Origin of the sequence: Microbacterium sp. SORGH_AS_0888, assembly GCF_030818905.1 — a bacterium.
GTDB lineage: Bacteria > Actinomycetota > Actinomycetes > Actinomycetales > Microbacteriaceae > Microbacterium.
Genome location: NZ_JAUTAZ010000001.1, coordinates 1,477,413 through 1,494,354, shown reverse-complemented (window position 1 = coordinate 1,494,354; position 16,942 = coordinate 1,477,413). Strand labels below are relative to the sequence as shown.

The following is a 16,942-nucleotide window of genomic DNA, read 5'->3' as shown; positions in this document are numbered from 1 at the left end:
GGTGAGCCAGCTCCTCCACGTCGGCGCGCTCGGGGCGTCGGCGCTCGGGCTGTGCTGCGCGGCAGCGGATGTCGCGCGCCCGCGGCGGCGCGAGCTCGCCCTCATGGCGGTCATGGTGCTGGCCATGCTCGACGTCGTCACGGGGTCGTCGTTGTTCCCGGTCGTGTGGTGGAGCGCGGCGATCGTGGCGACCTCGGTCGCGCTGGCCGTGCACCGCCGCCGTGCCGCACCCGTCCGCGTGCCGGCCATGCGCCTGCACGCCGCGCTGAGCGGCGTCGTCATGGGAACGACCATGCTCGTGATGGCCCACGCTCACGGTTCGGCCGTCTCCGGCGCCCACCACGGCGTCTCGGCTCGGGCGATCCTCGTGGTCCTCGCCGCGGCGGCGACGATCGTGGCCGCATCGGCGGTGTGGCGGAGCCGACGCGGCCATCCGCTCGAGCGGGCGCAGCACGCGAGCACAGCGGCATCCCTGCTGCTTCTCGCCGCGGCCTCGTTCGCCTGAGCGGCGAGACCGCCCCGCGTCACGGCGGGGCGGTCTCGCGCAGATCCGCTACGCGACCCGCGTCGCGGTGTCGGCGAGGCGCGCGATGTCCTTGCGGACGATGCCGTCCTGGATGACCAGCACGACGTTCTCCGGCGCGGCCAGCACCGAGACGTCGGTGAGCGGGTCCCCGTCGCACACGACGGCGTCGGCGACCATTCCGGCTCGCAGCGTGCCCAGCCGGTCGCCGAGCCCCAGGAGCTCGGCACCGTTCCGCGTGCCGGCGAGGATCGCATCCATCGGCCGCATCCCCAGCGAGACCAGATGCGACAGCTCCGCCAGGTTGCGGCCGTGGGGGATGACACCCGAGTCCGTTCCGAGAGCGAAGCGTGCCCCGCGCTCGATCGCGCGGGAGATGTTCGTCTTCGTGTACTCGACCCACCGGACCTTCTTGTCGTAGTGGTACGGCCGCATCTTCTCGCGCTCGAGCGGGGCGAAGATGGTCGAGAGGGTGGGCACGAGGAAGGTCCCGTTCTCGCAGGCCAGGTCGATGCCTTCGTCGTCGATGCCGTAGGCGTGCTCGACGCTGTCGACGCCGCCGTGGAGCGCTGCCAGGACGCCGGCGGTGCCCTGCGCGTGCGCGGCGATCGGGCGGCCTCCCCGTCGATCGACCTCGGAGCGGATCACCCTGATCTCCTCGGCGCTGACGTCCTCATCCGTGGGGCGGTCGTGCGGGCTGCTCATGCCGCCGCTCGTGCAGACCTTGATGACGTCGGCGCCGTCGCGGAGCAGGCGGCGGGTCGCGACGCGCAGCTCATCCGCGGTGTCCGCGATCTCGTCGCCCGCCGGGAGCCAGCTGTGGGCGGTCCCGCCGGGCAGATGGAAGTCCGCGTGGCCGCCGGTATGGCTGACGATCCGTAGCGCCAGGTGCAGGCGGGGGCCTTCGATGAGGCCTGCGGCGACCGCCTCGCGGAAGCCGGCGGTGAGTCCCGCGAGATCCCGCGCGGTCGTGACGCCGGCGTGAAGCGTCTCGCGCAGGCGCCGCCCGGTCTCGAACACGACATAGGCGGGATCGTTGGTGAGATCGTGGAAACGGTCGTTGGTGGACTGGAACGAGAGGTGCACGTGCGCATCGACGAACCCCGGCATCAGGGTGCGTCCGCCGATGTCGATGACCTTCGCCGCGGGTGCTTCCGGCGCCCCCGCTGCCGGGCCCGCGTAGGAGACGATGCCCTGCTCGTCGATCAGCAGCACGGCGTCGTCGACGGGAGCCGCGCCGGTCCCGTCGATCAGGCGTGCGCCGACGAGTCGCAGACCTCGGTGGGTGGTGCTCATGTTTCGGATGTCCTTCCTGCAGTGTCGACACCGCTCTCCGCCGAGAGGGGAGACGTGTCGATGGTGAAGCCGGGTGCGCCCGGGACGGAGTCGAGCAGAAGCCGGGTGTAGGGATGGCGGGGCCGCCGGAAGACCTCGTCGACCGGCCCCCGTTCGACGATCTGTCCGTGGCGCATGACCGCGACGTCATCGCAGACGGAACGGACCACGGCGAGGTTGTGGGAGATGAACAGCATGGTCAGTCGCAGTTCCTCCCGGAGCCGCGCGAGGAGGGCGAGCACGTCCGCCTGAACCGAGACGTCGAGTGCCGAGGTGATCTCGTCCGCGATGACCAGGCGCGGCTCCACCGCCAGGCCCCGGGCGATCGCGATGCGCTGCCGCTGACCGCCGGAGAACTCGTGCGGGCGACGTCGTGCGGCATCGGCGGGGAGTCGGACCTGTGCCAACGCGTGGGCGATCCGCGCCTCGTCTCTCGTGACGGAGGGGTGCAACGGGTCGATGGCCTCCGCGATGGTCTGTGCGATCGTGCGCCGTGGATCGAGCGACGAGTACGGATCCTGCGGGATGAGCTGCACCGTGCGTCGGAGCCGGCGCGAGGGGGCGGTGTGCACGTCTTGTCCGGCGATGGCGACGCGGCCTGCGGCGAGGGGGACCGTGCCGACGAGCGCTCCGGCCAGGGTCGACTTGCCCGAACCGGACTCGCCCACCAGTCCCATGACCCGTCCCTCGCGGATCGTCAGGTCGACGCCGCTCAGGATGCGTGCTCGGCCGCTGCCTCGGCCGAGCACCACCTCGACGCCGTGCGCGTCCAGCATCGCCTCCGTGCTGAGGGGTGGAGCGATCATCGGGCGACCTCCTGCGGCGGGACGGACGGGGGCTCGGACGGCTCCAGCGTCGGCGTCGCGGCGAGGAGCGTGCGCGTGTACGGGTGGACGGCATGGTCCAGGTCCAGCGCACGCGCCGGCAGCTCCTCCACGATCAGCCCGTGCCGCATCACCAGCACGCGGTCGCAGAGCGCGCGGACCACGGCGATGTCGTGAGAGATGAACAGCAGCGCGGTGCCGGCGTCTCCGCTCACGCGGCGCAGCTCTCGCAGTATCTCCCGCTGCACCGTGACATCCAGCGCCGTCGTCGGCTCGTCGGCCACGATGAGCTCGGGTGCCGCGGCGAGGGCCGACGCGATCATCGCGCGCTGCCGCATCCCGCCGGACAGCTCGTGGGGACGTTGGCGCAGCCGGCGCTCGGGCTCGCGCATGTGCACGGCGCGGAGCATCGCCACGACACGCTCGCGTGCCGCGCGGCGGCGGTAGCCGAGATGGGCGCGCAGGGGCTCCGTCAGCTGCGTGCCCATGCGGAGCGCCGGATTGAAGGTGGTCCCAGGATCCTGGTAGACGAGCGCGATCCGTCGCGCGAGCTCCCGAGGCGACGGATCGCCCAGCAGGTCGAGCTCGCCGAGGGTGAGACGTCGCGCGTCGGCGCTCAGCCCGTCCGGCAGCAGCGCGGCGATGCTCATCGCGGTGAGCGACTTGCCGGACCCGGACTCGCCGACGATCCCGAGCCGCTCCCCGCGGCCGACGCGCAGGCTGATCCCGTGCACGAGCGGCACCCCGTCGTCGCGGCGGACCACCAGGTCCTCGACGACGAGCAGCGCCTCGTCCGGCGTGAAGCGGTCGACGCGGCGCGGTGGGGCACCGGCCGGACGCCGATGTCGGCGCGGCACGGCGCGTGCGGCCAGGCCGTCGCCGATCAGGGTCGCCGCGACGCCGACGATCACGATGAGGGCCGCGGGACCCAGGACTTGGTACGCCCGCCCGGCCAGCAGCGACGGCAGTGCCTCGTTGAGCAGCTTTCCGTAGTCGTACTGCGGCGACTGCACGCCGAGACCGACGAAGGAGAGCGCCGAGATGGCCGTGAGGCTCTGGGCGAAGGTGGACGCCGAGAGCACGAGCAGCGGCTCGGAGATGTTCGGCAGCACGTGGCGCGTGAACAGACGCAACGGCGGCACCCCGAGCAGTCGTGCGTTGGCCACGAACGCGCGATGCATCACCGCGCCGGAGAGGTTCGAGGTCAGGCGGGCGAAGTACGGCACGCCCGACAGCCCGATCGCCAGGACCGCCGAGGACGCGCTGGCGCCGAGGATCGCCGCGACGACGAGGGCGAGCAGCAGGCCGGGGAAGGCCACGAGCGTCTCGATGACACGCATGCAGAGCTCACGTGGCCGCTCCGGCAGCAGCTGCACGAGTCCTCCGACGACGACGCCGCCGACGACGCAGATCGCGGTGGCGCCTATCGTCATGAGCAGTGTCAACCGCGTGGCGACGAGGCTGCGGGCGAGCATGTCGTGTCCGAGCGCATCGGTGCCCAGCCAGTGCTGGAGGCTCGGCGGCTGGGCTCGCGCGCCGAGCGCATCGGCCTCGGTCTGCCAGATCGCAGGCGCGAGCAGCGCGATGAGGACGACGGCCGCCATCATCACGATCCCGGTCCACAGACCTGGATCGAGCCGGCGACGACGGTCAGCGGCTGCCATGGGAACCTCCCAGCGTTCGCGGGTCGACGATGCCCAGCAGCACATCGACGATCACGGTGATGACTGCGGCGATCGAGCCGATCACGACGACCATCCCCTGGATCACGGGATAGTCGCGATCGAGGATGGCTTGGATGATGCCGGTGCCCAGCCCGGGCAGGGCGAAGACGCTCTCGATGACCAGGGCCCCGCCCAGCATCCCGCTCAGCACGAGGCCACTCAGCGTCAACGTCGTGGTGAGCAGGTTGGGGAGCATATGGCGCAGGTAGAGGGTCGCCGCAGGCAGCCGCCAGCCCCTCGCCGTGCGGATGTAGTCCTCGCCGAGGACGACGGCCGTCTCCCTTCGGACGACGCGAGCCACGGTGCAGATCGGTCCGACCGAGAGGGCGATCACGGGGAGCACGAACGACGCGGCGGGGGCGCGGCTCGTGTAGGCGGGCGGCAGCGCCGGAAGCAGGCCGACGCCGGTTCCGAGCAGGATGACGAGCAGGGTGGCCAGCACATAGCCGGGCAGCGAGTCCAGGAGGCCGGTCGCGGCGCCGAAGCCCGCGTCCATCCAGCGGCGCCGGCCGCCGCGGGTGAGCACGCCGACCGCCATGCCGAGCGGGACGGCCACGACCAGGACGACGAGGATGCCCACGAGCGACACGGTCACGGTGAAGGGCAGCCGCGCGGCGACCAGCTGTGCGACGGGCACGCCGTACCGGAAGGACGTCCCGAGATCGCCGGTGAGCAGACCGCCGACGTATCCGCCGAACTGCTGCCACAGCGGCAGATCCAGACCCAGACGTGCGCGCAGCTGCTCGATCTCCGCCGTCGTCGCATCGGAGCCCGCGAGAGCGACGGCGGGATCCCCGGGGATGAGCTGGACGATGAGGAAGGAGACGACGACGAGCGTCGCGAGGGTCGCCGCGAGCCCTGCGAGTCGGCGTGCGGCGAAGCGGAACCAGGGCGAGCGAGCCGTCGGCACGGCCCCCTCCACAGGAGAGGGCGTGCCGACGGAGAGGGCGAGCGAGTCCATGGCGGCGGGCGGGCAGGATCAGTCCGTGAGGCGCAGTGTGCTGATGTCGACGTAGTCGCCGAACGCGCGCACCGAGAAGCCGGGGGCGGAGAACCAGGTCGCCACCGAGCTCACCAGCGGCAGCGCGTCGACCCGTGCGAGCACGCTCTCCTGGGCCTCGGCGAACGCGGCGGCCTTGTCCGCATCATCCGTCGCCGCCAAGGCGCGCTGGAGCGCGCTGTATCCCTCGGCATTGTCCGCGCCCGTCTTCGACCGGCCGCCCTGCTCGGTCGTCGGGCCCATCACACGCAGCAGCGACGAAGGCAGCGTCCCCATCGCGTTGACGTCGCCCTGCAGGGTCAGGTCCCAGCCGGAGCCGCCGGCTCCCGTGGTCGTCGACCAGGTCGCGTTGTCGACCGCCGACAGGTCGACGGTCGCGCCGGCCGCCCGCAGGACCTCGGCGATGTAGTCGTTCGCTTCACCGAAGGCGGTCGTGCCGATCATCGCGATGTGGACCCCGGCGAGAGAACCCGCCGCGTTCGGGTCGTAGGCGATGGCGGCGGGGCTGTCGGCGACGACGTAGGGAACATTGTTGGAGGCGAGGGTGTGCAGCACCTCGCCGCGGCCGGAGGTGACGATGTCGTTGAGCGCCTCGGGATCGATGAGGCGGGCGACCGTCAGCCGGAGGTCGCGGTTGTCGTGGAAGATCGTCCCCTCGCGCTCGTTGAACACCACGTAGCTCGTGGAAGAGGTGACGGTGACGGCGTCGAACCCGCCGCCGGTCTCCAGTCGCGCGACGTTGTCGTCGAAGATCGGCGCGACGTCGAGCGCGCCGGCGAGCAGCTGCGTGGCGGTGGTGGCGTCGTCCGAGAGAGGGACCAGCGCCACCGAGGCTGCGGGAGTGCCCGTCAGCGGCGTCGAGAACTCGGGCCATGCGTCGTAGTCGTCGCGCAGATCGAACCGGTAGGAGACGGCGGGCTGCGCTTCGGCGAGGGTGTAGGGGCCGGAGAAGGCGCCGGTGGCCGTTCCCGCCGCGAGCGCGTCGAGGTCGGCGAGTCCCGCCGGGCAGACGATTCCCGACTGCGGCAGCGTCAGTCCCGTCAGCAGATCCGACCAGGGCTCGGTCAGCGAGATGCGGACGGTGCCGGCGGCATCGTCCGCGGTCACCGTCGACTGGCCGCGCCCGAAGGCCAGGCTGCGCGCCGAGGAGCCGGTCGCCGGGTCCATGAACCGTGAGAGGGAGGCAGCCACCACCTCGGCCGTGATCGGAGTGCCGTCCGAGCAGGTCGCGTCGTCGCGGAGCGTGAGGACATACTCGGACGCGCTCACCGACTCCCAGGTGCGTGCCAGACCGCCCACGAGCCGGTTGCCGTCGTCGCGTCGCAACAGGGTGTCGTACAGCAGACGTGCGACCTGGTAGTCGTCCGTCGCGGTCGCGCGAGCGGGATCGAACGTGCTCGGGTCGGTCAGAAGTGTGCTTCGGACCGTGTCCGTCGTCCCGGGGGAGGTGTTGCCGTCGTCGGCTGCGGCGCAGCCCACCACGGCGAGAACGGTGACGAGCGTGAGAACGGGTGGAGCGATGTGGCGGGTGGAAAACACGAATCCTCCTCGTTTGGATCCAAAGTCGACAGATTGGATAATCTTGATCATCATGGGTGGTATCGCCCGGATCGTCCTGCTCGGGACCGATGTCCGCAGGATCCGGTCATCGACGTGAGCAGGTGTGCATGAATCATTTCCAGCTGGACGAGCTGGATTACCAGATCGTTAACGCGCTCCAGGTGAACCCGCGCATCACCTGGACCGAGCTGTCACGCGTTCTGGTGGTCGACTCGTCGACGCTGTCGCGACGTTGGGGGCGGCTGGTGAGCACCGGACTGGTGTGGACGACGTGCCTCTACATGCCCACGCAGCGCAGAGGGGTGTCGCAGCCGACCGCTCTCGTGGAGGTGTGCTGCACCCGGGGCGAGGTGGCCGCCGTCGCCGAGCGGCTCGCGGTCGTCCCCCAGATCTTCAGCGTCAATGCGACCAGCGGCGACCGTCAGCTCTATCTGATCGTGGGCGGCGACTCGGTGGCCGGAATCGACACGGTCGTGCGCGAGCAGATCGAGCGGGTCGACGGCGTCGCGTGGACCCGTGTGCACTACATCCGTTCCGTCTTCCATGAAGGCGGCCAGTGGCGGATGCCCGCCCTCTCCGAGACGCAGCAGCGCCTCGTCGCGGCGACGCGGCCCCGTCGGGATGCTCCGATCGCGGCCGTGCCCACGGCGCGCGAGTGGGCTCTGCTGAACGCCCTGAAGGACGATGTGCGCCAGCCCCTCAGCGCCTTGCAACGGCTCGTGCCCGGTTCGCCGGCGTCGATAGCCCGCGCCGTCGACGGGCTCCTCGTCGCGGACTGGGCCCACTGGCGGGTCGACATCGCGCACGGCGCGGTCGGCTTCGCCTGCGCGGCGGTGCTCTGGATACGGGCGCCCTATGAACAGGTGGAGCGCATCGCGACGGCGTTCCGGATGGCGGAAGAGGTGCGGATGGTCGCGTCGGTCGCCGGCGCGGCGAATCTCGTGGTGATGGTCTGGCTGCGTGACCTCGACGAGCTCGAACACCTGGAGCGGCGTTTCGGCTCGGTCTTCCCGCGGCTCGACGTCGCGGACATCTGGATCGTCCCCCGCGCATACAAGCGCGCGGGCTGGCTGCTGGATGCGAACGGTCTGAAGCGGGGACGCGTGCCCTTCGACGAGGCCGTTCCGGGGGAACCCCTCAGCCGGTGAAGACCGTGGAGCTGCGACGCTCGTACCAGCGTGCGAGCTGCTCGCCGGCGCTGAGCACGTGGCTGCGCATCTCGGTGCGCGCCGCGGCCTCGTCGCCGCGCTCGAGGGCATCGATGATGCGGATGTGCTCGAGGTAGTTCTCCTCGCGGTGGCGATCGTCGTTCACCAGCAGCTGCGCGGAGACGTTGCGCGGGAACGTCTCGTTGATCTCCTCGATGGCGCGGGCGAGGCGCGCGTTGGCCGCGGCGGTGGCGATGGTCGTGTGGAAGATGTCGTTCTCGTGGCGGCTCTCCAGCGCCCGCTGGGTGCTGGCGTCGCCGCCCTGCGAACGGTCGTACATCTCCTGGTTGGCCGAACGCAGGCGCTGGAGCTCCGCGTGGGAGATGCGGCTGACGGCGCGGGCGGTCGCCAGCGCCTCCAGCTCCGCGCGCACCTCGTAGGCCTCGCGCACCTCCCACGGCGCGGGGACGCGGACGACCGCCCCGCGGTTGGGCACGACCTCGATCAGGCCGCCCGTCTGCAGTTGACGCAGCGCCTCGCGCACCGGCGTCCTGCTGACGCCGAAGTCGTTCGCGAGCTCGGCCTGCCGCAGCTGTGCCCCGATCGGGATGTCGCCGTTCATGATGCGGGCGCGGATCTTCCCGGCGAGCTCGTCGACCAGAGCGTGCCCGGTCGTCGCTGTGGTCTCGTCTGCCGGCATATCGGTGTTCCTCCCAGGGCGGTTCCGTTCCGAAAGGTAGCAGAACGAACGAGATGGGACCCGGAGCGCGGGGGTGGAGCGTCCATACTCGTAAGTATTGGATCCATATAGATGATGTTAGGATCCAACCATGTTCTCGACCGATGACCTCGCCGCTCGCGTGCGCAGCATGACGCGCGAGGCGGACGGCGTGCTCTCGGTCGAGCTCGAGGGCCGGGGACAGCCGCTGCCCGAGTGGACGCCCGGCGCCCACATCGATCTGGTCCTTCCCGGTGCGCCGGTGCGCCAGTACTCCCTGTGCGGGGAGCCCGGATCCCCGCGCTACCGCATCGCCGTCCTCCGCGAACCCGACAGCAGGGGCGGATCCCGCGCCGTGCACGAGCGCCTGCGCCCGGGCGACGAGGTCCGGCTGCGCGCGCCCAAGAACCACTTCGAGCTGGAGCCGGCCGGCGCCTACCTCTTCATCGCCGGCGGCATCGGCATCACGCCGCTGCTGCCCATGGTGCGCCGCGCGGCTGCGGAGGGCGCGCGCTGGCGGCTGCTGTACCTGGGGGCGACGCGGGAGCGGATGGCCTTCCTCGACGAGCTGGCGGCCCTCGCCGCATCCGGGGGCGACGTGCAGGTCGTCGCGCGCGACGAGAACGCCCGCGCCGACCTTCCCGCCGAGGTCGCCGCTCACCCCGACGCGCTCGTGTACGCCTGCGGTCCGGAACGGATGCTGAGCGCCCTCCGCGAGGCGGTCGCCGACCCCGACGATCGACTGCGCGTCGAGTACTTCAGGGCACCGGAGCTCGCCTACGAGCCCGGAGGCCCGTTCCGGATCCGGCTGGAGCGCACGGGCCTCGAGCTCGACGTGTCGCCGGAGGAGAGCATCCTCGAGGTCATGCGCGGTGCGGGAGTCGACGTCCTCTCGGACTGCGAGGAGGGGATCTGCGGGAGCTGCGAGACGCGCATCCTCGAGGGCGAGGCCGAGCATCGGGACCTCGTGCTGACGGCGCAGGAGAGGCAGCGAGGCGACTGCCTGATGGTCTGCGTCTCGCGCGCCGCGTGCCCCGTGCTCGTGCTCGACGCCTGATGACCCCACCCACCCGAGGAGCCAGCCATGCTGAAGCAGGAAGACAACGACAAGATCACCCGGTCGGGCCCCGGCACGCCGCTGGGCAACCTGCTGCGCTCCTACTGGCAGCCCGCAGCCCTCGTGTCCGAGATGCCGGGTGAGCGTCCGGTCAAGCAGGTGCGCATCATGAGCGAGGACCTCGTGCTCTTCAAGAAGCGCGAGGGCTGGGGGCTCATCAGCCGGTACTGCGCCCACCGCGGCGTCGACCTCTCCTACGGCCGGCTGGAGGAGGACGGCATCCGCTGCCTGTACCACGGGTGGCTCTACAACGGCGAGGGACGGTGCGTCGAGCAGCCCGCGGAGCCGGACCACAGCCAGTTCCTCGGCAAGATCCGCATCGCCAACTACCCCTGCATCGAGCGCAACGGCATCATCTTCGCCTACATGGGCGCCGGGGACCCGCCGCCGTTCCCGCACTACGACTGCTTCGTCGCCCCCGAGGAGTACACCTTCGCGTTCAAGGGGCTGTGGGACTGCAACTGGCTGCAGGGGCTCGAGGGCGGCATCGACCCGAGCCACGTCTCGTTCCTCCACCGCTTCATCCAGGAGGATCCGCGCGAGATGTACGGACAGCAGTTCGCCGAGGAGGTGGAGGGCACCGGCAAGAAGCTCTCGATGCTCGTGGGTGAGAGCTACCGGCCGGACATCGAGGTCGAGAGCGCCGAGCACGGTCTGCGGGTGTACGCCCTGCGCCAGCTCACGGAGGACATCAAGCACGTCCGCGTCACGAACCTGCTCTTCCCGAACGCCTTCGTCGTGCCGTTCGGCAACACCAAGGTGTTCACGCAGTGGCACGTCCCGATCGACGACGAGCACCACTACTGGTACATGATCTGGTACGACTTCGCGGAGCCGACCGACAAGGAGACCCTCCTGCAGCAGCGGCTCGAGGGCGTGAGCCTGCCCGACTACCGTCCGCTGCGCAACCGCGACAACAACTGGGGGTTCGACCCGCAGGAGCAGAAGGAGCTCACGTACACCGGCATGGGTCTGGACATCAACGTCCACGATCAGTGGGCGGTGGAGAGCATGGGCCCGATCCAGGACCGCACGGTCGAACGGCTCGGCGTGTCCGATCGCGCCGTGAGCGCGAACCGGCGTCTGCTGCTGCGCGCGATCGACGCGTTCGCCGCCGGGGCCAGGACCCCCTCGCATCCGATCAGCGAGGAGGAGGCCGCGCAGCTGACCGGCCCCATCGCGATGGACACGATCGCCGCGAACGAGGCCTGGCAGACCCGCTGGATCGAGCGCGAGAACGAGCGCCGCGCGGCATCGCCGTGGGCGGGACCGCTGCAGCGGAGCCCGGAGACCGTCGATGCGTGAGCGCAACGTCGACGAGCGCCGCGTCTCCGACAACGGGGGCGGGGCATCCGCGCGCCCCATGCTCGCCAAGGACCGCGAGGGCTTCATCGGCCGTCATGGCCTCTGGACCGAGGCGCACTACGCCGCGGCGGGACAGCTGCGCCGTGTGATGGACGAGCTCGGCATCGAGATGGTCCGCTTCTCGTTCGTCGACCAGCACGGGATCCTCCGCGGCAAGACGATCGCCCGCGCGGGCGTGGACGCCGCCCTCCGCTCGGGGGTCACCGCGCCCAGCTCCCTGCTGCTGAAGGACACCTCCGGCCAGTCCGTCTTCTCGGTGTTCGCCTCCGAGACGGGCGTCGGCGTCGATGGCTTCAGCGGCGCCGGTGACATCGTCATGGTGCCCGACCCCCGCACGTTCCGCGTGCTCCCCTGGGCGGAGCGCACGGCGTGGATCCTGTGCGACCTCCGCTTCCCCGACGGCTCCGCCGTGCCCTTCTGCACCCGCTCGATCCTGCGCGCCGAGCTGACGGCCCTCGAGGCGACCGGACTCGGGATGACGGTGGGGGCGGAGCTGGAGTTCCACGTCTACCGGATGTCGGGGGAGGAGCTCGACGCCCGTCACGTCGGCGCTCCCGGACGCCCCGGGCTTGCGATGGGCGCCGCCCCGACGACCCGCGGGTCGCAGCTGCTGCACGAGGAGGCCCTCGACGACATGCAGCCGTTGGTGGACGCGCTCTACCGCGGCCTGACCCTCCTGGACCTCCCGCTGCGTTCGATCGAGCTCGAGTTCGGCCCCAGCCAGTTCGAGATCACGATGGAGGCGGGCGACGCCGCCGACATCGCCGACGCCATCGTGCTGCTGCGGATGGCGGTGCGCCGGATCGCCCGCGGCCTCGGCTACCACGCGACCTTCATGTCCCGCCCGCAGGGTGCCGAGGGCGCCTCGACCGGGTGGCACCTGCACCAGTCGCTGTACGACCGCGAGACGGGTGCGGGCGTGTTCGTGCCGGATGCGGAGGGCACCGTGCTCTCCTTGACCGGGTCCGCCTACCTCGCAGGACTGCTCGCGCACGCCGCCGCGGCGGCGGCGTTCGCGGCACCCACGGTGAACGGGTACAAGCGCTATCAGCCGTTCTCGCTCGCCCCCGACCGCATCGCCTGGGGCATCGACAACAAGGGCGCGATGATCCGCGCCGTCGGCGGGGTGGGCGACCCGGCGACGCGGTTGGAGAACCGCGCGGGCGAGCCCGCTGCGAACCCCTACCTCTACATCGCGTCGCAGCTGATCAGCGGCCGTGACGGCATCCGGCGCGGGCTCATCCCGCCTGCGCCGACGGTCGACCCGTACCAGGCCGACGCGCCGGCGCTGCCGTCGTCGCTCGAGCACGCCGTCGAGGCGCTCGAGGCGGACGACGTCTTCCGCGCCGCGCTGGGCGCCGTCGTGGTCGACTGGTACGCGACCATCAAGCGCGCCGAGTTCGGCCGGTACCTGCGTCACGTCTCCGACTGGGAGCAGCGCGAGTACTTCAGCATCTACTGACCCGTCCAGGAGAGACATGAGCATCCGCACCACCGTCCGCGATCTGCCGGCCGCCCTCCCGTTCTTCCTCGCCGGGGAGTGGGTGGAGGCGGGGGAGCGCGAGACGTTCCCCGTCATCGATCCCGCCACGCAGGAGACGCTGACCAGGGTCGCGCAGGCGACCGAGGCCGACGTCGACGCCGCGGTCGGGGTCGCGGTCGCCGCGCACGAGGACCGCCGCTGGCGCGGGATGGCACCGCTGGAGCGCGCCCGCATCCTCAACCGTGTCGCCGACCTCATCGAGGAGCGCCTGGAGGAGCTCGCGATCCTCGAGACCCGCGACAACGGCAAGCCGATCGAGCGCTCGCGTGCCGACACCGCGACCGCCGCGCGCACGTTCCGCCACTTCGCGGGGGCGCCCTCGCGGCTCGAGGGGACCGTCGTGCCCATCGACGGCGGCGCCCACCACGTGTACACCGTCTTCGAGCCGGTGGGACCGGTGGCGATCGTGCTGCCCTGGAACTTCCCCATCATGACGGCGGCGTTCAAGCTCGCCCCGGCGCTGGCCGCCGGGTGTCCCGTGGTCGCCAAGCCGGCGGAGGACACCCCGCTCACGCTGCTCCGGCTCGCCGGCATCCTGCAGGAGGCGGGCGTGCCGGACGGCGTGGTGAGCGTGCTCACCGGAGACGGCCGGGTGGGCGCGGCGCTCACCGGGCACCCCGGGATCGCCAAGATCACGTTCACGGGCTCCACCGAGGTGGGGCGGATCGTCGCGCACGTCGCGGCGGAGGACTTCAAGCGCGTGACCCTCGAGCTCGGCGGCAAGAGCCCCAACATCGTCTTCGAGGACGCCGACCTCGACGCCGCGGTGCTGACTGCCATGCGTGCCTCCTTCGGGCACTCCGGCCAGATGTGCACGGCCGGCAGCCGGCTCCTGGTCCAGCGCTCGATCCTCCCGGAGATGACCGAGCGGCTCGCCGCCGCGGTGAGGAGGGTGCCGGTGGGCGACGGGCTCGACGGCGGCATCACGGTGGGTCCTCTCGTCTCCGAGGAGCAGCGCGAGCGGGTGCTGGGATACATCCGCGTGGGCGTCGACGAGGGGGCGACCCTCGTCGTGGGCGGCGGCACGCGCAGCCCCGGCTACTACGTCGAGCCGACGCTGTTCGCGGGCGTCACGAACGACATGACGATCGCCCGCGAGGAGATCTTCGGCCCGGTCGTCGGGATCATCCCGTTCGAGGACGAGGCGGATGCGGTCCGCATCGCCAACGACACGACCTATGGGCTGGCGGCGGCCGTCTGGACCCGCGACCTGTCGCGGGCGCACCGCATGGCCGCCGCGATCGACGCGGGGACCGTGTGGATCAACACCTACAACGTCTTCGACCCGGCACTGTCCTTCGGCGGCGTCGGCGAGTCCGGCCTCGGGCGGGATCTCGGCGACGAGGGGCTGCGCGGCTTCCTCGAGGCCAAGAGCGTCGTCATCGCCATCTGACCGCTCGCGCGGAGAAGGAGGTTCGGCGTGGTCGACACGGTGAACACGGTCACGGGGCCGATCGGCCCCGGGCAGCTCGGCGTCACGCTGCCGCACGAGCACGTCTACATCAACATGACGCTCACGACCCCGCAGGACGGCTACCTGAACGTGGCCGACGAGATGGCTGCCGAGCTCGCGCTGTACGCGGCGGCCGGCGGGACGACGCTCATCGACATGAGCAACGGCGAGCTCAGCGACTACGCCGCCCCCGTCGGCTACAGCGACGACCTCCGCGTCATGCAGCAGAACCCGGACACCGGGTCCCGGTCGATCGCGAACGTGCTCGCGACGAAGGAGATGGCCGAGCGGTCGGGCGTGCAGATCGTGCTCGGCACCGGGCACTACTACGACCACTACCTCGACAAGCGGTGGTTCGACCGCACCTCCACGAACGCCATCGCCGACCACCTCATCGCCGATCTCCTCGACGAGATCCCCGGCACCGGTGTGCGGGCGGGCGTCATCGGAGAGATCGCCTCCGACCTCTCCCACATCACCGCGGCCGAGGAGCGCTCCTTCCGCGCCGCGGGACGTGCGAGCCGGGAGACCGGCATCATGATCTCCACGCATGCCGCGACCTTCCCGACCGGGCTCGCACAGCTGGAGATCCTCGAGGAGGAGGGCGTCGATCCCTCCCGCGTTGTGATCGGCCACGCCGACACCGTCAAGAGCGTCGACTACTCGCTGGAGCTCCTGCAGAAAGGCGCCTTCGTCGAGTTCGACTGCCTCATGACCTGCCGGATCGGCGGGGTGCTCATCCGCCCTCAGATCGACCGGCGCGTCTCGTTCCTGCGTCGCATCATCGACGCCGGCTACGCGGACAGAGTGCTCCTCTCGCAGGACGTCTGCCAGCGCTCCCACCTGCGTGCCCTCGGCGGACCCGGTTACACGTTCCTCTTCGAGGAGTTCCGCGCGATCGCCGTCGAGTCCGGCATCGACGCGGAGATCCTCGACGCCATCTCGCGCGACAACCCCCGCCGCGCCGTCTTCGGGGAGTGACCCGTGCCCATCCACACCGTCCTCGGCCCCATCGATGCCGCCGACCTCGGCCGCACCTCGATGCACGAGCACCTGCTCAGCGATCTGCGCATCTGGGCGAAGCCCCCGACGGAGCTGCCGCCCCCGGGGGTGGAGATGGGGCCGGAGCTCATGGCGTACCTGCGCTGGAACTTCCTCTCCGTGCCCGAGAACATCGTGCTGCACGACCCGGAGGTCGCGGCCGAGGAGCTCGCTCACGTGCGGTCCGCCGGCGGATCCGCCGTCGTCGAGCTCACCCTGGACGGCATGGGCCGGCGCCTGTCCGAGCTGCCGGAGATCTCCCGCCGCGCGGGCGTGCACGTCATGGTCGGCGCGGGGTTCTACGTCGAGCCGACCATGCCCGAGGAGATCCGCGCCGCCGACGTCGACGCCCTGACCGAGATCCTCCTCGTGCAGTTGAACGACGGGATCGACGGGACCGGCATCCGTCCCGCCCTCCTCGGCGAGATCGGCACCAGCTATCCGGTGACCGACGCCGAATGGCGTTCGCTCCGCGCCGCCGCCCGCGCGGGCGCCGAGGCCGGCGCGTCCGTGTACACGCACCAGTCGTTCCGCGGGATGGCGGGCACCGAGGTGCTCGAGGTGCTCGTCTCCGAGGGGATGCCGGCGGACCGCGTGATCATCGGCCACCTCGACGAGTGCTGGGACACGTCGTACCACCGCGACATCGCCCAGGCGGGTGCGGTGCTCGCCTACGACACCTTCGGCTCGGACTTCTACTACGGCAGTGCGGACCTCCGGAACCCGACCGACGCGGAGCGGCTCGAGATGGTCGAATGGCTCCTGTCCGAAGGCTACGGCTCGCAGCTCGTCATCGCGCAGGACGTCTGGGCGCAGGCGAACCTGCGCCGCAACGGCGGACGCGGCTACGATCACCTCTTCGCCCGCATCGGGCCCGCCATCGCCGCCCTCGGGGGCGACCCCGCGGTCGCCGACCAGATCCTCATCCACACCCCGCGCCGACTCCTGGAGCGTCCATGACCACCGCCACCCCCACCGAAGCCCCCGCCATCGTCGGCAACGCCGTCCTGGTCGTCGTCGACATCCAGGGCGGCACCGGCACCGTCGCCCTCGGCGACGGCGGCATCCCCCACATGGGCGGAGCCGCCGAGCGCCGTCCGCGCGTGCGCAGGACCGTCGACCTCGCGCGCGAGGCCGGCATCCCGGTCGTCTGGATCCAGGAGGTGCACAAGGCGTCCCTCGTCGACATCGGGCGGGAGCTCGACGGTGCCGAGGGCCCGCACTGCATCGAGGGCGACGACGGCACCGAGATCGCCGCCTGGCTCGACCCGCAGCCGGAGGAGTTCGTCATCCGCAAGCGCCGCTACTCCGCGTTCTTCGGCACCGAGCTCGAGATCGTGCTGAAGGCGTACAGGGCCGAGACGCTGCTGCTCGTGGGCGGCCTCACCGACGTCTGCATCCACTACACCGCGGTCGACGCCCACCAGCACGACTACCGCGTGCGCGTGCTCACCGACTGCGTGGGCGGATCCAGCGAGCGTGCGCACGACGCGGCGCTCGACGCCATCGAGTACCTCCAGCGCGACGCCCTCGTCACCTCCGACGAGGTCGCCGCCTGGCTGACCGCCCGCATCGAACGGGCGTGAGGCGG

The 16,942-nt window shown here is 71.2% G+C and carries 15 protein-coding genes; 9 read left to right on the top strand and 6 right to left on the bottom strand.

Annotated elements, in window-relative coordinates; all coding sequences use genetic code 11:
- Window position 1 precedes the first annotated feature (1 nt).
- Window positions 2-505, top strand: coding sequence for a hypothetical protein (locus QE381_RS07300; protein WP_307216815.1), 504 nt, complete (start codon window positions 2-4; stop codon window positions 503-505).
- A 48-nt stretch (window positions 506-553) separates the two neighbouring features.
- On the opposite strand, the gene QE381_RS07295 is transcribed toward QE381_RS07300, so the two are convergent.
- From QE381_RS07295 to QE381_RS07275, 5 genes are all read right to left on the bottom strand, one after another.
- Window positions 554-1,819, bottom strand: a complete 1,266-nt coding sequence (locus tag QE381_RS07295) for an amidohydrolase family protein (protein WP_307216813.1) — start codon at window positions 1,817-1,819, stop codon at window positions 554-556.
- Entirely contained in the window at window positions 1,816-2,664 is an 849-nt protein-coding gene (locus QE381_RS07290) for an ABC transporter ATP-binding protein (protein ID WP_307216811.1), read from the bottom strand. The genes QE381_RS07295 and QE381_RS07290 overlap by 4 nt, the downstream gene beginning before the upstream one ends.
- Complete coding sequence (locus QE381_RS07285) at window positions 2,661-4,346, bottom strand: dipeptide/oligopeptide/nickel ABC transporter permease/ATP-binding protein (protein WP_307216809.1); 1,686 nt, start codon at window positions 4,344-4,346, stop codon at window positions 2,661-2,663. The genes QE381_RS07290 and QE381_RS07285 overlap by 4 nt, the downstream gene beginning before the upstream one ends.
- The gene (locus QE381_RS07280) at window positions 4,333-5,316 is read right to left on the bottom strand and encodes an ABC transporter permease (RefSeq protein WP_307216806.1); all 984 of its coding nucleotides are present in this window, start codon (window positions 5,314-5,316) and stop codon (window positions 4,333-4,335) included. The genes QE381_RS07285 and QE381_RS07280 overlap by 14 nt, the downstream gene beginning before the upstream one ends.
- Window positions 5,317-5,385: 69 nt before the next feature.
- A complete protein-coding gene (locus QE381_RS07275; RefSeq protein ID WP_307216805.1) occupies window positions 5,386-6,945 on the bottom strand; it encodes an ABC transporter substrate-binding protein in 1,560 nt (519 codons plus the stop codon).
- 128 nt (window positions 6,946-7,073) lie between these two features.
- On the opposite strand from QE381_RS07275, the gene QE381_RS07270 reads away from it, so the two are divergent.
- The gene (locus QE381_RS07270; protein WP_307216803.1) at window positions 7,074-8,114 is read left to right on the top strand and encodes an Lrp/AsnC family transcriptional regulator; all 1,041 of its coding nucleotides are present in this window, start codon (window positions 7,074-7,076) and stop codon (window positions 8,112-8,114) included.
- On the opposite strand, the gene QE381_RS07265 is transcribed toward QE381_RS07270, so the two are convergent.
- On the bottom strand, window positions 8,104-8,814 hold the full coding sequence (locus QE381_RS07265) for a GntR family transcriptional regulator (RefSeq protein ID WP_307216801.1): 711 nt from the start codon (window positions 8,812-8,814) through the stop codon (window positions 8,104-8,106). The genes QE381_RS07270 and QE381_RS07265 overlap by 11 nt on opposite strands.
- 130 nt (window positions 8,815-8,944) lie before the next feature.
- Here QE381_RS07265 and QE381_RS07260 point away from each other — a divergent pair, with 130 nt between their 5' ends.
- From QE381_RS07260 to QE381_RS07230, 7 genes are read left to right on the top strand one after another with little or no spacing between them, the layout of a single operon-like run.
- Entirely contained in the window at window positions 8,945-9,889 is a 945-nt protein-coding gene (locus tag QE381_RS07260; protein ID WP_307216799.1) for a PDR/VanB family oxidoreductase, read from the top strand.
- 27 nt (window positions 9,890-9,916) lie between these two features.
- Entirely contained in the window at window positions 9,917-11,254 is a 1,338-nt protein-coding gene (locus QE381_RS07255) for a Rieske 2Fe-2S domain-containing protein (RefSeq protein WP_307216797.1), read from the top strand.
- Window positions 11,247-12,776, top strand: a complete 1,530-nt coding sequence (locus QE381_RS07250) for a glutamine synthetase family protein (RefSeq protein ID WP_307216794.1) — start codon at window positions 11,247-11,249, stop codon at window positions 12,774-12,776. The genes QE381_RS07255 and QE381_RS07250 overlap by 8 nt, the downstream gene beginning before the upstream one ends.
- Window positions 12,777-12,792: 16 nt before the next feature.
- Window positions 12,793-14,250, top strand: a complete 1,458-nt coding sequence (locus QE381_RS07245) for an aldehyde dehydrogenase (RefSeq protein ID WP_307216792.1) — start codon at window positions 12,793-12,795, stop codon at window positions 14,248-14,250.
- 27 nt (window positions 14,251-14,277) lie between these two features.
- Window positions 14,278-15,291, top strand: a complete 1,014-nt coding sequence (locus QE381_RS07240; RefSeq protein WP_307216790.1) for a phosphotriesterase — start codon at window positions 14,278-14,280, stop codon at window positions 15,289-15,291.
- A 3-nt stretch (window positions 15,292-15,294) separates the two neighbouring features.
- Window positions 15,295-16,311, top strand: coding sequence for a phosphotriesterase (locus QE381_RS07235; protein ID WP_307216788.1), 1,017 nt, complete (start codon window positions 15,295-15,297; stop codon window positions 16,309-16,311).
- A complete protein-coding gene (locus tag QE381_RS07230; protein WP_307216787.1) occupies window positions 16,308-16,937 on the top strand; it encodes a cysteine hydrolase family protein in 630 nt (209 codons plus the stop codon). Before QE381_RS07235 ends, QE381_RS07230 begins: the two co-directional genes overlap by 4 nt.
- Window positions 16,938-16,942: the final 5 nt, after the last annotated feature.